Origin of the sequence: Winogradskya consettensis, assembly GCF_018332715.1 — a bacterium.
In the GTDB taxonomy this organism is placed as follows: Bacteria; Actinomycetota; Actinomycetes; order Mycobacteriales; family Micromonosporaceae; genus Actinoplanes; species Actinoplanes consettensis.
In genome coordinates, this window is record NZ_BOQP01000057.1 from 36,090 (window position 1) to 50,780 (window position 14,691).

At 72.5% G+C, this 14,691-nt stretch carries 16 protein-coding genes; 8 read left to right on the forward strand and 8 right to left on the reverse strand.

Going from position 1 to position 14,691, the window contains the following annotated elements; genetic code table 11:
* Nucleotides 1–56 precede the first annotated feature (56 nt).
* A complete protein-coding gene (locus tag Aco04nite_RS43605; protein ID WP_213003059.1) occupies nt 57–1,076 on the forward strand; it encodes an aminoglycoside phosphotransferase family protein in 1,020 nt (339 codons plus the stop codon).
* A gap of 92 nt (nt 1,077–1,168) precedes the next feature.
* Nucleotides 1,169–2,143 carry a GNAT family N-acetyltransferase gene (locus Aco04nite_RS43610; protein WP_213003060.1) on the forward strand — a complete coding sequence of 325 codons (975 nt, stop codon included), beginning with the start codon at nt 1,169–1,171 and terminating at the stop codon, nt 2,141–2,143.
* Nucleotides 2,144–2,169: 26 nt separating this feature from the next.
* Here Aco04nite_RS43610 and Aco04nite_RS43615 read toward each other — a convergent pair whose 3' ends face one another.
* From Aco04nite_RS43615 to Aco04nite_RS43640, 6 genes are all read right to left on the reverse strand, one after another.
* Nucleotides 2,170–3,975, reverse strand: a complete 1,806-nt coding sequence (locus Aco04nite_RS43615) for a GAF domain-containing sensor histidine kinase (RefSeq protein WP_213003061.1) — start codon at nt 3,973–3,975, stop codon at nt 2,170–2,172.
* Between the two features lie 22 nt (nt 3,976–3,997).
* On the reverse strand, nt 3,998–4,807 hold the full coding sequence (locus tag Aco04nite_RS43620; RefSeq protein WP_213003062.1) for a universal stress protein: 810 nt from the start codon (nt 4,805–4,807) through the stop codon (nt 3,998–4,000).
* 54 nt (nt 4,808–4,861) lie between these two features.
* Nucleotides 4,862–5,713 carry an ABC transporter permease gene (locus Aco04nite_RS43625; RefSeq protein ID WP_213003063.1) on the reverse strand — a complete coding sequence of 284 codons (852 nt, stop codon included), beginning with the start codon at nt 5,711–5,713 and terminating at the stop codon, nt 4,862–4,864.
* Nucleotides 5,700–6,632 carry an ABC transporter ATP-binding protein gene (locus Aco04nite_RS43630; protein WP_213003064.1) on the reverse strand — a complete coding sequence of 311 codons (933 nt, stop codon included), beginning with the start codon at nt 6,630–6,632 and terminating at the stop codon, nt 5,700–5,702. The genes Aco04nite_RS43625 and Aco04nite_RS43630 overlap by 14 nt, the downstream gene beginning before the upstream one ends.
* Before the next feature lies 1 nt (nt 6,633).
* The gene (locus tag Aco04nite_RS43635; protein ID WP_213003065.1) at nt 6,634–7,776 is read right to left on the reverse strand and encodes a LolA family protein; all 1,143 of its coding nucleotides are present in this window, start codon (nt 7,774–7,776) and stop codon (nt 6,634–6,636) included.
* 87 nt (nt 7,777–7,863) lie between these two features.
* Nucleotides 7,864–8,571, reverse strand: a complete 708-nt coding sequence (locus Aco04nite_RS43640; RefSeq protein ID WP_213003066.1) for an SDR family oxidoreductase — start codon at nt 8,569–8,571, stop codon at nt 7,864–7,866.
* A gap of 105 nt (nt 8,572–8,676) precedes the next feature.
* Here Aco04nite_RS43640 and Aco04nite_RS43645 point away from each other — a divergent pair, with 105 nt between their 5' ends.
* The 5 genes from Aco04nite_RS43645 to Aco04nite_RS43665 all read left to right on the forward strand — a co-directional run bounded on the left by Aco04nite_RS43645 (nt 8,677) and on the right by Aco04nite_RS43665 (nt 12,793).
* A complete protein-coding gene (locus Aco04nite_RS43645; RefSeq protein WP_244876729.1) occupies nt 8,677–9,225 on the forward strand; it encodes a TetR/AcrR family transcriptional regulator in 549 nt (182 codons plus the stop codon).
* 42 nt (nt 9,226–9,267) lie between these two features.
* Nucleotides 9,268–9,927 carry a response regulator transcription factor gene (locus tag Aco04nite_RS43650; protein ID WP_213003068.1) on the forward strand — a complete coding sequence of 220 codons (660 nt, stop codon included), beginning with the start codon at nt 9,268–9,270 and terminating at the stop codon, nt 9,925–9,927.
* Nucleotides 9,927–11,288: a sensor histidine kinase gene (locus Aco04nite_RS43655; protein WP_213003069.1), complete on the forward strand. Its 1,362-nt coding sequence runs from the start codon at nt 9,927–9,929 to the stop codon at nt 11,286–11,288. The genes Aco04nite_RS43650 and Aco04nite_RS43655 overlap by 1 nt, the downstream gene beginning before the upstream one ends.
* Nucleotides 11,289–11,375: 87 nt before the next feature.
* Nucleotides 11,376–12,164 carry a YcnI family protein gene (locus Aco04nite_RS43660; protein WP_213003070.1) on the forward strand — a complete coding sequence of 263 codons (789 nt, stop codon included), beginning with the start codon at nt 11,376–11,378 and terminating at the stop codon, nt 12,162–12,164.
* Nucleotides 12,165–12,235: 71 nt separating this feature from the next.
* Nucleotides 12,236–12,793, forward strand: coding sequence for a sigma-70 family RNA polymerase sigma factor (locus tag Aco04nite_RS43665; RefSeq protein ID WP_213003128.1), 558 nt, complete (start codon nt 12,236–12,238; stop codon nt 12,791–12,793).
* 19 nt (nt 12,794–12,812) lie between these two features.
* Here Aco04nite_RS43665 and Aco04nite_RS43670 read toward each other — a convergent pair whose 3' ends face one another.
* A complete protein-coding gene (locus tag Aco04nite_RS43670) occupies nt 12,813–13,445 on the reverse strand; it encodes an SRPBCC family protein (protein WP_213003071.1) in 633 nt (210 codons plus the stop codon).
* A 105-nt stretch (nt 13,446–13,550) separates the two neighbouring features.
* On the opposite strand from Aco04nite_RS43670, the gene Aco04nite_RS43675 reads away from it, so the two are divergent.
* Entirely contained in the window at nt 13,551–14,318 is a 768-nt protein-coding gene (locus Aco04nite_RS43675; RefSeq protein WP_213003072.1) for a hypothetical protein, read from the forward strand.
* A 41-nt stretch (nt 14,319–14,359) separates the two neighbouring features.
* On the opposite strand, the gene Aco04nite_RS43680 is transcribed toward Aco04nite_RS43675, so the two are convergent.
* Nucleotides 14,360–14,629, reverse strand: a complete 270-nt coding sequence (locus Aco04nite_RS43680) for a DUF2277 domain-containing protein (protein WP_213003073.1) — start codon at nt 14,627–14,629, stop codon at nt 14,360–14,362.
* Between the last annotated feature and the right edge of the window lie 62 nt (nt 14,630–14,691).

Sequence of the window (14,691 nt, forward strand, 5' to 3'; positions counted from 1 at the left end):
AAATCGTCCGCACGACGGAATGGTTCTCGTCGAGGGGGGCTTACTAGGCTCGGATCATGACGTTTCCGGCCGATCTGGTGCGCGACGAATGGGTCGCCGAGGGCCTCGAGCACGGTACGGCGAACGAGGTCACCGGTGGGGTGTGGCGGGTGCGGCGGGACGGCGGGCCCGTGGTGCTGAAGGTGGCGACGCCGCGGCGGGAGGGGGCGTTGCCGCATCTGGCGGCGAGTGCGGAGCCGGGGCACTTCAACTTCTGGCGCAGGGAACCGTACGCGTACGAGGCCGGGCTGCCGGGGACGGTGTTCGCCGAGGGTGGCCTGTCGGCTCCCGAGTGTCTGTCCGTGGAGGAGCGCGCGGATGGTTCGGTGGCGATGTGGCTCGAGGACGTGCCCGGTGCGGCCGGCACGACGTGGGGGCCGGCGGAGCTGGGGGATGTCGCGTACCGGCTGGGGGTCGCCCAGGCCGCGTGGGTGGGGCGGGGGCCGATGGAGGCCGAGTGGCTCGCCCGGGATTTCCTGACCGAGGGCGGCCTCGGGCTGCCCGTTCCGGATGACCTCGACTGGGACCATCCGGCGGCGGTCGCGGCGTGGCCGCCGGAGCTGCGGGCCGGGCTGCGGCGGTTGTGGGAGCGCCGTTTCGAGGTGCTGGCGGCGGCGCGGGCGTTGCCGAGGACGATGTGTCACCACGACGTGTGGGCGATGAACCTGATCGGTGCGCAGCGCGGGCCGGTGCTGCTGGACTGGGCGCACGTGGGTCCGGGCCCCATCGGTGAGGACGCGGCGAACCTCGCCCTGGACTCCTTCTCGGACGGTTTGCTCGACCTGAAACTCCTGGACGAGGCCCTGGAAACCGTGACCGACTCCTATGTACGCGGTACGCGCGGCACCCTGCACCCGGACGACGTCCGCCGCGCGATCCGGGTCGCGGGCGCGGCGAAGTTCTTCTGGATGGCGCCCCGGATGCTGGCCACCGCGGGCACCGCCCAGACCGGCTACGACAGACGTGACCTCGCGGAGCGCTTCGCCGGCCGAGCCCCGATCCTCCAGGTCATCGCCGAATTCGCGGACAGCGTCTGAGCGCGCCGGGCCATGACCCGGGCCGGCGGTGAGCCCCTGATCCCCGGAAAATGAGGCGACAGCCGCAGCGCAGGGGGATTAGCCTCCGCCGGATGCATGAAGCCTCGAGCTCCCTCACCTGGCGGCCGCTCACCAGCCAGGACGCCAGGGCGGGAGCAGACCTGCTCAACGCCATGGAGACCGTCGACAAGGTCGGCGAGTACTACGACGAGCAGGACGCCCTCCAGGAACTGACCGACCCCTATGCGGAGCTGGAACGCGGCAGCCTCGCCGCCTTCGACGGACCCGTCATGGCAGGCTTCGTGAAAGTTCGGTACCAGCCGGACGCGGACCAGGTCCATCGGATCGTCATGGACGGCGGGGTGGCCCCCGGCCACCGGCGCAGGGGCCTCGGCGCCAGGCTGGTGAAAGCCGGGGTGGCGGCGGCGAAGCGGCTGCACGCGCTGCACCACCCGACGCTGAGGCTGGTGGTCGACATCCATCGGCTCGAGGGTATCGCCGGTCTGGCGGAACTACTGGGCCCGCAAGGCTTCCTGCCGGCCCGCTACTACCAGAACATGGAGCACCCGCTCGGTGACGCGATCCGTGACACCGCGATCCCTGCCGGACTGCGGGCCGAGCCATGGTCGCAGGACAACGACGAGGAGTTCCGGCTGGTCCGTAACGAGGCGTTCAAGGATGACTACCTGTGGGCGCCGCTGCCCGCGGATTCCTGGCGCAGCGAGGTCATCAACCAGGCATTCCGGCCCGAGGTCAGCTTCCTGGTCCGGGACGTGGCGGACGGGACCCCGGCGGGCATGCTGGTGACGATGTCCTGGGACGCCAACACGGCGGCCACCGGCATCCGCGACGCGCGTTTCATGCTCATCGCGACACAACCGGGCTACCGGAAGCGTGGTGTCGCCGGTGCACTGATCGGGCGCGGGCTCCGGGCCGCAGCCGGCCACGGTTACGACCGGGTCGTCGTGCAGGTGGACTCGGCGAACCCGTTCAGCTCGTTCAGGCTCTACGAAGCGGCCGGATTTACCCCTACGCAGCGATTCGTGCGCTGGACGCTCGACGTCTGAGCCGAACGCCAGGCGGTCGCGGCGGGTCACCCGAGGGGGACGCGCCAGGTGAGGATCGTTCCGCCGGTCGGGGCGGGGGTGATGGCGAAACTGCCGCCGAGGTCGCGGGCTCGTTCGGTCATGTTGATCAGGCCGCCCCGGGCTGCGGCGGGGTCGGTGCCGATGCCGTTGTCCTCCACTCGGATGAGGACTTCGCCGTCGGCGGCGCGCGCTGAGACGCGTACCGATGAGGCTTGAGCGTGTCTTGCGGTATTGGAGAGGGCTTCGCGGAGGACGGCCAGGAGCTCCGGGACCACGTCGTCGGGGACCGCGCTGTCGATCGGGCCGGTGACGTCGAGGGTGGGGCGGAAGCCGAGCGTTTCGGCGGCGGCCTGGACGGTGTCGCGCAGTTCGGTACGCAGGGTCGTGCCCGCGGGTGCCCGCAACTCGAAGATGGAGCGGCGGATGTCGCGGATGGTGGCGTCCAGGTCGTCGACGGCCGCGTTGATCCGCTTGGCCGCCTCGGGGCGCAGTGCGTGCGGTGCCACGCCCTGGAGCTGCATCCCGGTCGCGAAGAGCCGCTGGATCACGACGTCGTGCAGGTCGCGGGCGATGCGTTCACGATCCTCGAGGACGACGAGCAGCTCGCGTTCCTCCTGGGCGCGGGCCCGTTCGAGCGCGAGAGCCGCCTGCCCGGCGAAGCTCGACAGCAGCGCCGGATCGTCACTGTTGTCGCCGGCCAGCCCCGCGACGATCAGCACACCCTGCGGCAGATCCGCCCGCGTGGCCGCCGACGGCGAGCTACCCGCGAACGCCGGGGTGGTGACGGTGGGTGGGCCGCTGGGGGAGGGCGGGCCGGCGGCGAGGGGGGCGGCCATGGCGGGGCCGTCGGGGACCGGGGCGGGCCAGTCGGCGACGTCGCGGAGGTTGACGGTGCCGGTGTGGAGGGCGTCGACGTCGACGGAGAGGATGCGGCCGACCAGGCCGTCGGCGCCGTCGGCGACCTCGATGCGGTAGCGGGCGTCCTCGAAGCCGGGGTCGGCGAGCAGGACGAGGACCAGCTCCGCGCCGGCGATCTCGCGGGCCCGGCGGGCGATCAGCTGCAGTGCCTCCTGGCGGCGGACCGTGCCCAGCAGCACGGAGGTGATCTCGGCGGCGGCGGAGAGCCAGCGTTCGCGGCGCTGGGCGAGGGCGAACAGGCGGGCGTTGTCGATCGCCACACCCGCCGCCGCGGCGAGGGCCACCACGATCTCCTCGTCGTCGTCGGTGAACTGGGCGGCGCCCTGCTTCTCCGCGAGGTAGAGGTTGCCGAAGATCTGGTCGCGGGTGCGCACGGGGACGCCGAGGAAACTGTGCATCGGGGGATGCTCGGGCGGGAAGCCGTAGGAGCGGGGATGCTCGGTGATGTCCGGGAGGCGTACGGGCTGCGGGTCGGTGATCAGCAGGCCCAGCAGGCCACGGCCGTGCGGCAGGTCGCCGATCTTCGCGTGGTTCTCCGGGGACAGGCCGTGGGTGATGAAGTCGGAGAGCTGCGTCTTGTCCGGCGCGAGCACGCCCAGCGCGCCGTACCGTGCCCCGGCGAGCGCGCACGCCGCCGCGACGATGCGTTGCAACGTGCTGCGCAGGTCGAGGTCGGACCCGATGCCGACCACCGCGTCGAGCAGGGCACGCAGCCGTTCCCGGCTGGCGACCACCTCCCCGACCCGGTCGAGCATCTCCTGCAGGAGCTCGTCCAGCCGCACCCGCGAGAGCGGCGTCAACCCCAATGAAGGCGAGCCCAGTGAAGGCGAGCCCAGCGAGAGCGGGCCGGTCGGTGCGGGCCCGGGCTCGTCGCGTGGAAGGGGCTCGTTCATGGGCCCGATAGTAGTGGCCGCCTCAGGAGCGGAGCGTAGCTGCGACGCGCCGGCCGCGGACGATGAGGACCGGGCAGCCGGCGTGGTGCAGGAGTTGCATGCCGGTGGAGCCGAGCAGGGTGTTGGTGATCGTGCCGTGGCCCCGGCTGCCGACGATCATGAGCCGGGCGTCGTGGGAGACGGCGACGAGTACGGCCGCCGCGCCGTCCGGGGAGACCACGGCCTCGGCGTCGACGTCGGGGAACCGGTCCCGCCAAGGCGCGAGCTGAGCCTCCAGCCGCTCGGTCTCCTCGCGCTCCCGTTCCGCGGCACCGACGGGCAGGGACGCCCCCGCAGCCGCGAAGGAAACCCCGCGGACGACAGCGAGCGGAGCCCCGCGCCCCGCGGCGGCGGAGAACGCGGCTTCCAGGACCGCCTCGGCGGAGTCGGAGTCGTCGACGCCGGCGACGATCGGGCCGGGCATGCCGGAGCGGCCCCGCACGACGACGACGGGTGTCCTCGCGTACGTGGCGACGCGCTGGCTGACCGATCCGAGCAGCAGGCTCGCGAACCCGCCCCGGCCCCGGTTGCCGAGCACGATCAGCGCGGCGTCCTCGATGGCGAGCAGCGCCGGCACGGGGTCCCCGTCGACGGCGACGGCCTCGATCGGGATCGCGAACGGTGCGGCCGCGCGGGCCTGGAGGACGGCGGCGTCCAGCACCGGGGCGGCATGGTGGCGGTCGTCGTACGCGTACAGGATGCGCAGTGTGGTGTCCTGGCGTGCGGCCTCTCGCGCGGCCCATCGCACGGCGGCCTCACCCGATGCTGTTCCGTCCGTAGCTGCAACGATCATGCTTCTCAGTCAACGCCGGGCAGCGTCACCGGGGAAGTGCCGAAGGTCCCGGGTTCAGCTGGTGATGTCCCGGCCGGCGAAGCGTGCCCAGGCGGCGCAGAGGAACACCACGATGTACGCGCCGGCGGTCAGCAGCCCTGGCTGCAGCGCGCTGAGCGAGACCGGGTCGCGCAGCAGCTCGCCGAAGTCCTGCCAGTGCTGGGTGAGCAGGTACGGGTGGAGCCAGTCCAGCTGCGGGATCTGCCCGAGCACGAAGCTCGCGACGGTCAGCATGGTCAGCGCGATCGTGGCCCCCATCGGCTGCTCCGTCAGCGTCGACAGGAACAGTCCGACCGCCCCGAGCGCCGTGAGGCAGACGCCGAGGTAGAGGCAGACGCCGAGCAGGCGGAGCAGCCCCGCGCCGAAGCTGATCGAGGTGCCGGAGAGCGTGGTGACGTCGCCGCCGCCGAAGAGCAGCAGCCCGGCGAGGATGCCCGAGGTCGCGACGACGAGCGGGGCGAGAAAGGCGCCCATGACGATCCCCGCGTACTTCACGGCCAGCAGTCTGATCCGCCCGACCGGGACGGTCAGCAGGTAGCGCAGGGTGCCCTGGTTGGCCTCACCCGCGACGGCGTCGCCGGCGAGCATCGCGATCGCGATCGGCAGGAAGAGCGTCAGCTCCACCCCGACCCCGGCGAGCGCGACGAAGAAGCCGTTGCTGAGGATCTGGGAGAAGAAGTCCGGGCCCCCACCCTGGCCGCGACCGGTGCTGTCCGGCGTTGCCACCTTCATGGCGACGGCAATGACGACGGGTACGGCTGCCAGCGCGGCAAGCCCGGCCTGGTTACGCCGCCGGACCGCGATCAGCCGCACCTCGGACGCGAGGAAACGGGACGAGACGCGGCGCCGGACCTTAACTTGAGACATCGAATCCCCGCCCGGTGAGCTGCACGAACACGTCTTCCAGGCTGGGCGCCTGCACGGTGAACCCGCGGACCGGCACCCCGTCGTGCACCAGCGCCGCGACGACCTTCTCCGGTGCCGCCGCGCCCAGCCGTCCCGAGGCCTCGGCCGCTGTCTCGGTGACCTCGGTGAGCCCCATCGCGCGCAGCACCGTCGCCGCGGCCCCGGGCTGATCGGTGAGCACCCGGGCCATCGGTGCGGCGTCGGCGCGCAGCTTGCCGAGCGGCTCCTGCGCGACGAGTTTGCCGCGGTGCATGACGCCGACGTGCGTGCAGACCTGCTCCACCTCGGCGAGCAGGTGCGTGCTGAGCAGCACGGTCGACCCCTCGGCGGCGAGCGCGGCGACCAGGGTGCGCACCTCGCGGGTGCCCTGGGGGTCGAGGCCGTTGGTCGGCTCGTCGAGAATCAGCAGCTCACGGGGCACGAGCAGGGCCGCGGCGATCGCGAGCCGCTGCTTCATGCCCAGCGAGTAGGTGCGGTACCGCTTGGTCGCCGCGGCGGAGAGCCCGACCCGGTCCAGCGCGGCGGCGATGCGGGCCTCGGCGGTGCGACCCTCGGCCGTACGGTCGGCGGCGTCGACCCGGCGCAGGTTGTCCCGCCCCGACAGGTACGGGTGGAAGCCCGGCCCCTCGACCAGCGCGCCGACCCGGGGCAGCACGTCGGCCGCCCGCTCCGGCATCGCCCGGCCGAGCAGCTCGTGCCCGCCCGCGGTCGGCGCGATGAGCCCCAGCAGCATCCGGATGGTGGTGGTCTTCCCGGAGCCGTTGGGCCCGAGGAAGCCGAACACGGCCCCTCGCGGGACAGCCAGGTCGACGGCGTCCACCGCGACCTGGCTGCCGAACCGCTTGGTCAGCCCGTGTGAGGCGACCGCGAGGTCTGTCATGTCACTTGCCCGCAGCCTCGTACAGCTTCTCCGGGGCGACGGCGCCGACCAGGACCCGGCCGTCATCGGTGAGCAGCGCGCTGAACAGGGCGCTCTGCAGCAGCCGGCCGCTGCCCCACGTGCCGCTGACCTTCGGCAGGCTGTTCGTGATGGCGTCGAGCTGAGCGGTGTCGGCGCCCTGGCCCTTGCCCGCCGTGGAGCCGCCGTCTTCCTTGGGCAGCGTCGCGACCAGCACCGACGTCCAGCCCTCGCCGACGACCTTCGTGCCCGCGGCCTCGGCCTTCGCGTCGGCGGCGGCCTTGTCGTCGAGCGACCCGTGCTGCTTCTCCAGCTCCGCGGCGCTCGGCTCGGTCACCTTCGTGCCGGCCGGCGGGGTGAAGACGAACTGCTCCGGGTCCGGGGTCTCGAAGCTGACCTGCTGGAACGCGATCCGCAGCGCCGGGGTGTCGACACCCTTGGCGTAGACATCGACGCCGAGCGGGATGTGCTTCTCGCCGTCGATCGCCAGGCGGACCTGACCGACCAGCGACGCGGCGTCCTTGGGCGTGAGCACCAGCTCGTAAGCGTCCCGCCCGGCGACCTTGGCCGCGCCCGTCGTGGTGACGGCCGTGCTCGGGCCGACCGCGGCGAGGGCGGCGTCAGCGGCCTCCTGCGGGGTCTGCGGCACGCCCGCCGGCAGCGCCTTGTCCTTCTTCGTCAGGGCGTCCGCCGGGATCTTCGCGTGCACGGCGGAGTTGTCGCTGCTGCGCCACGTCCAGACGTCGGTGCCGTTGCGGATCACGTCGGTCTCGCCGAGCGTGCCCAGCAGGGCGAGGCGGACCTTGTCCTCCCCGGCGTACCAGACCCGGGCGGTGTTGCTGCCCGACACGAGCTTCATGAGGTCCGCGCCGCTGCCCGACCCGCCGGTGACCCCGGGCAGCGTGGGCAGCCCCAGATCGGCGGTCTGCACGACGGTGCCGGACAGCCCGTCGACCTTCGCGCTCTGCACGTCGACCAGCAGCTGGGCGGCGCTGCGCTCCGGCAGCGTGGGGTCCGCGCTGGCCGCGATGGTGCCCGCGGCGGCGCCGCCCCCGATGACGACGACCGCGGCCGCCGTCGGAACCAGCCAGCGCAGTGCCGGCCTCGACCTGAACACACCACTCATGGTGTCCACCCTCCGTTGTCCTGCTCACAGAGTGCGCCGGGGAGCCTGTGACGCCGCTGAGAAGACCACCTAAGGGTAATGCCCTGATCAGGCCTGGGCGGTCGGGCGCACGACGATCTCGTTGACGTCGACGTCCGCGGGCTGGTCGATCGCGAACTCGACGGCCCGCGCGATGGCGTCCGGGGAGATGGCCATCGCCTCGTAGCTCGCGCGGACCTCCGGGGCGGCGATGGACGAGCTCACGAAGTCGGTGGCGGTGACGCCGGGGGAGACGGTCGTGACGCGCAGCCCGGCGCCGGCCTCCTGACGCAGCCCCTCGCTCATCGTGCGAACGGCGTTCTTCGTGCCCGCGTAGACGGCCATCCCCGGCACGACCTTGAGCCCGGCAGTCGACAGCGTGGTGACGAAGTGCCCGCTGCCCTGCGCTCGGAAGACGGGGAGGGCCGCTGCCACCCCGTACAGAAAACCTTTGATGTTGACGTCGATCATGTCCTCCCAGTCCTCGACGCCCAGGTCGTCCAGGGGTGCGACGATCCCGACGCCGGCGTTGCCGACCAGCACGTCGAGGCGGCCGAACCGCTCCTGCGCGAGGGCGACGAGGCCGGCCATGTCGGCGCGTCGCCGCACGTCGGTCCGCAGCATGACGGCCTGGTCACCGATGCGGGCCGCGAGGTCGGCCAGGCGGTCCTCCCGCCGGGCGCCCAGAACGAGCCGGTGCCCGGCCTCGGCCAGCCGCAGCGCGGTCGCCTCACCGATCCCGCTGCTTGCCCCGGTGACGGCAATGACCTTGGTCATGGTGATTCCTCCGGTACGCGTAGACTCAAGCGGACAGCTGTCCACTTGTTCCTCCGACGTTAGCGGACATGTGTCCGCTTAGCCAGCGACCCGGGAGTGTGCCCTGTGACACCGAGGCGATCGGACGCCGAGCAGAACCGCGCGAAGATCCTCGAGGTCGCCATCGCGGCGCTGGCCGTGACGAGTGACGCGACCCTGCAGTCGATCGCGAAGCAGGCGGGCGTCGGGCAGGGCACGCTGTACAGGCACTTCCCGACGCGGGAATCGTTGCTGCTCGCCGCCTACCGCGACGACGTCGAGCGCCTGATCGGCGCTGCCCCGGCCCTGCTCGCGGCGAACCCGCCCGTCGTGGCCCTCCGGTTGTGGTTCGACCGCCTGGCCGCGTACGGAAGGATCAAGCACGGGGTCGCGGAGGCCGTGCACGCCGCCACCCGGGCCGAGCTGTCCGGGGTCTACTACGACCGCGTGATCGAGGCGATCACCTCGCTGCTCACCGCCGGGCAGCGGGCCGGAGCCCTGCGGCCGGACCTCGACGCGGAGGAGGTGCTGCTGCTCGTGGGGTTCCTGTGGCGTCTCGAGAACGAGGACTGGGAGAACCGCTCGCGTCACCTGCTCGACATCGTGATGGACGGGCTCTCGCTGAGGCCACGCTGAGATCGGATTCGCCGGCTGGCCCGCACGTGCCAAGGTAGGGGAGTGCGGGTGCTGGTGGTGGAGGATGAGGAACGGCTCGCGGTCGCGTTGCGCCGGGGGCTGCAGGCCGAGGGATTCGCCGTCGACATAGCCGGTGACGGGCAGGACGGGCTCGAGCTCGCCCGGCACGGCGACTACGACGCGATGATCCTGGACGTCATGCTGCCCCGGCTCTCCGGCTACCGCGTCGTGCGCCAGCTGCGTGCCGAGCGCAAATGGCTGCCGGTGCTGATGCTCTCGGCCAAGGACGGCGAGTACGACCAGGCCGACGGGCTCGACTGCGGCGCCGACGACTACCTGACCAAACCCTTCTCGTACGTCGTGCTGCTCGCCCGGCTGCGCGCGTTGCTGCGTCGCGGCACCCCGCAACGCCCGGCCGTCCTGCGCCACGGCGACGTCGAGCTCGACCCGGCCCTGCGCAGGGTCACCGTCGCCGGCGAGGAGGTCGTCCTCACCGCCCGCGAGTTCGCGCTGCTGGAATACCTGATCCGCCGCCCCGGTGAGGTCGTCTCCAAGACCGAGCTCCTCGACCACGTCTGGGACGCCGCCGTCGACACCGCCGCGAACGCCGTCGAGGTCTACGCCGGATACCTGCGCCGCAAGATCGGCCGCGACCGCCTGGAGACCGTCCGCGGCGCGGGCTACCGCCTGTCCGGAGCCTGATGTCCTGGGTACGCCGCCTCAGTTTGCGGGCGCGGCTGTTGCTGGTCTCCGTGGTGATGCTGGCGCTCGGGCTGGCCGGCGGCGGGGTGGTCCTGGTCGCGACCATGCACTTCACGCTGCAACGCACGGCGACCAGCGAGGCCCTCGAAACGGCCAGGGCGGTGGCCGGGCTCGTGGACTCGGGGACGCTGTCCGACCCGGTTCCGGCCTCGCCGACCGTACGCGTCCAGGTCGTCGCCGCCGACGGGAGCATCGTGGCGGGATCCGCCGGCGCCGACCGCCTGACCCCGATCCTCTACGCCCGGGAGCGCAGCGCGCTCGGGGACGGCGAGGGCATGTACATCCCCGGATACCGGATCGGGCTCGACGGCCGGGCGCGGGTCGTCGCCGTCACGGCGGGCCCGGTGACCAGCCGCGTCACCGTCCTGGTGGCCCGGCCCACCCAGGATCTGACCCAAAGCGTCGACCTGCTGCGCACCACGCTGCTCGTGACCTTCCTGCCCCTGGTCGGCCTGCTCGCCCTCGTGTCGTGGCGGCTGGTCGGCGCGGCACTGCGCCCGGTCGAGTCGCTGCGCGCCGGCGCCGAGGACATCACCGGCGGGGCGCGGCCGGGGCGGCTGCCCGTGCCGGACTCGGGCGACGAGATCCACCGGCTGGCCGTGACGCTGAACGACATGCTGCACCGCCTGGAGACCGCCCGGGCCCGGCAGCGCGCGTTCGTCGCCGACGCCGCACACGAGCTGCGCAGTCCACTCACGAACATGCGTACCGAACTGGAGGTCTCGCAGCTGCTCCCGGACGACACGGACTGGCCCGCCCTCGCCGGTGACCTGCTCACCGACGTCGAACGCCTGAGCCGCCTCGTCGACGACCTGCTCCTGCTCGCCCGCGCGGACGACGCCACCACCCGGGCCCTGCCGCCCAGGAGCGAGGAGGTCGAGCTCGGGCAGTTGCTCGCGGAGGCGGCGGCCCGCTACCCGGCGATCGAATACGAACGCCCGGCGGCGCCGCTGCGGGTGACCGGCGACCGCGACGCCCTCGCCCGGGTGGTCGCGAACCTGCTCGACAACGCCGTGCGCCACGCGAGCTCCGCCGTGCGGCTGGCGGTGACGGCCGACGGCGCGTACAGGAAGATCACCGTGACCGACGACGGCCCGGGCATCCCCGCCGCCGACCGGACCCGCGTCTTCGACCGGTTCACCCGGCTCGACGACGGCCGTGCGCGCGACGCGGGCGGCTCCGGTCTCGGCCTGGCCATCGTCCGTGAACTCGTCCGCCGCCACCACGGCACGGTCGCCCTCAAGGGCACGGTCCCGCCCCCCGGCCTGACCGCCGAGGTTCGCCTCCCGGCGACCCCGTAAATTCCCCGGGAACTTTTCCGGGCCCGGTGCCGACCAATGACCGGGTCCGGCGCTGCTGCCGGGCCGACCCGAGTCGGAAGGCCTGAGATGTCCCTGCTGAAGCGTTCGGGTGTGGTCGGCGGTCTGGTCGCCGCGTTCGCCCTCGCTCTTGCCGTGCCCGCATCCGCGCATGTGACCGTCAACCCGGGCACCGCCACGCAAGGTGGCTACGCGAAGGTCACCTTCCGGGTGCCGAACGAGACGGACAGCACGAACACCACCAAGCTCGAGGTCACGCTGCCCGAGGAGACCCCGATCGCGTCGGTGTCGCTCAAGCCGGTCCCCGGCTGGACCCTCGCCGCCGAGAAGGCCGTGCTGGCCAAGCCGATCGAGGCGCACGGCGCGCAGATCACCGAGGCCGTCCGCAAGCTCACCTGGACGGCGACCGGCGACGCGGCGATCAAGCCGGGCCAGTTCCAGGAGTTCGACGTCTCGCTCGGCCCGCTGCCCGAGGCCGACCAGATGGTCTTCAAGGCCCTGCAGACCTACTCCGACGGTACGATCGTCCGCTGGATCGACGAGCCCACCACGGACGGCACCGAACCCGAGAAGCCGGCCCCGGTTCTCAAGCTCACCCCCGCGGCCGCCACGGATACCGCCGCGACGACTCCCACGGTCAGCGCCGAGGCCGAGACAGCATCGGACGACGGCAACGGGTCCTGGACCGGGATCGCCGGCATCGTTCTCGGGCTGGTGGCGCTGGTGCTCGGGCTGCTCGCGTACCGCCGCTCCGGCTCGCCGGCGCCTGCCTCGGTTTCCACGCCGGCCCCGGTGCAGGGCGGCAAGCCCTCGGCTCAGGGCGACAAGTCCTCGGTCTCCGCGACCAAGGCGGAGTGACCGGCGGCGGGGTGACCGGCGACGGAGCGATCGGCGGCGGGGTGACCAGCGGCGGAGCGATCGGCAGCGGGGTGACCGACGACGAGGTGACCGGATGGGCGCTCGCCGCCGGCCGTGGTGACGCGGACGCGGCGGCGGCGTTCATCCGGGCCACCCAGCGCCAGGTGTGGCGGTTCCTGCATCATCTGGCCGCCCCCGGCGAGATCGAGGACCTGACCCAGGAGACGTATCTGCGTGCCCTGCGTAGCCTGCCGTCGTTCGCGGGCCGGTCGAGCGCGCGGACCTGGTTGTTCACGATCGCCCGGCGGGTCGCGGCCGATCAGGTGCGCGCGGCGGTCAGCCGCCCGCGCACCGCGGTCGTCGAGGACTGGCAGGCCGCGGCGGACGCCGCCGGCGCGGCCCACCAGTCGCGCTTCGAGGACGACGTCGCGCTGCGGGACCTGCTCGGCGGGCTGCCGGGCGAGCGGCGGGAGGCCTTCGTCGCGACCCAGCTGCTCGGGCTCTCGTACGCCGAGGCCGCCGAGGTCTGCGACTGTCCGATCGGGACGATCCGCTCCCGGGTGGCCCGGGCCCGCGAGGACCTGATGGCCGTCCTCGCGGACCGGGACCGCTCGCGCCCCGCGATCTGAAGCCCACCGGCCTGATTTCTTACCCGCCGGTGTAGGCCTGGTAGGTGCGGTCGGCGCTCGCCCGGGCGAGCGCCGGGTCGTCGCCGTTCGCGATCGCGGCCTCGGCCCAGGCGTCCGCGGAGAGCCGCATGAATTCCTTGCCCTCCGCTGTCGCGACCCACGCGGCGGCGGCCTCCGGATCCAGGGTCGCCGACGGGTCGCTGAGGTAGTTCGCCATGCCGAGGAAGCCCGATTCCCAGCCCATCCCGGTGGCGGCGGGCCCGTACTGGTCCCAGAGCTCGTCGGTGACGTGGGCGACGTGTTCCAGCTCGAAACGCGTACGGTCATCGCCCTCGGCGGTCAGCCGGATCTCCACCCAGCTGACCTGGCCACCGAACTCCCAGGTGGCGGAGTATCCGTGCGGCTTGTCGCACCGGGTGATGGTGCCCCCGGCGTTGCCCTGGAACTGGAACCGGCCGCCCTCCACGAGGTCGCCCTCGATCGGCAGGAACCAGCGCGGGATGCGCTCGGCGCTGGTCACGGCGTCCCACAGGTCCTCGAGCCCGGTGTCGTACACCTGACTGAGGGTCGCGACCCGGGCCTGCCCGGCCTCCAGGACACGATCGCCGACGGTACGGCTGACGGCGCTGATCTGCTGCTTGACATCGATCACTCGGAGTCTCCCGGCCTGCTCTCACGCGTACGTTGCGCTCCTGTATAGCATAAGCCCGCACTTATGTTACTGCGCGACCCCGCCACACCCTGCCACGCTGAACCCATGCGAGCGCCCGCAGCGGCAGCGTGCCTGATGCTCCTGGCCGGCTGCACGCACGACACCCCGCAGCCCGCCGCTCCGGCTGCCGTGCCCAGCTCGCCGGCCCCGCCCACACCGTCGATCTTCCCGTCGAACCCGCTGCCGCCGCCGCCCTCCCCGTCGCCCGCACCCTCCCCGTCCTCCGCCGCGCCGGGGGCGACCCGCCCGAGCGGGTCGCCGGCGGCCACAGCGAGCACGGGCTGGGAGATCACCGTCTACTACACGGCGGTCGAGAAGCTCCACGACGGCAGGCCCGAGCAGGTCACCGGTTGCCGGAAGCTCGACTGCGCCCACGGCGACGAGGATCTCGGCGAGTACCCGGAGGACTTCGTCGACGCCGTGGAGGAGGAGGGCACCGGGCGTACCGAATCAGGCAGGTATTTGAACTGGTCCTATGACATCGGCTACTGGCTGGACACCGCCCCGCGCGACACGAACGGCCACGCACTTCACCCGTTCGTGTCCGCGGCTGCCGACCCCGGCGTCCTGGCCCGCGGCACCCGTTTCCGCATCGCCGGCTGCGGCACCGCGGACGACGGCTCCCGCCCCGCGGCACGCGTCTGCACCGCCCTGAGGAACGCCGCCTGGCAGGTCACCGACGAGTTCACCCCGGGCCTGGGCGGCAGCCATCACATCGACGCCTACATCGGCGAGGAGACCGGCCGCGACTTCACCGGCTCGCCCTGGTACCTCACCCTGCGCAACGCCACCCTGGCCGTCACCCGGCCGTGAACGCCCGGACCAGGCCGGGCTCGGATGGTACGAGCCCGCTGTCAGGACGCGTAACGCTCGCGGGACCGTTCCCGGGCCTTGGCCGCCTCGATCTCGCGATCCTTGGACGGCGCGGTCGTGACCAGCTCGTCGAGCAGCGCAGCCGTGGCAGCCGCGACGGCCTCGACCGCGCGATCGTAGGCCGCCTGGTTGCGTTGTGAGGGCTTGGCCGCCCCGGCCACCTTCCGGACGTACTGCAACGCGGCGGCATGCACCTCGTCCGGCGTCGCGGGCGGCTCGAAGTTGTGCAGCTGACGGATGTTCCGGCACATGCACCCAGCTTAAACCAGCGCGCTGGGATCCTCGGGGGGAGAGATCCCAGCGCGCCACGGTT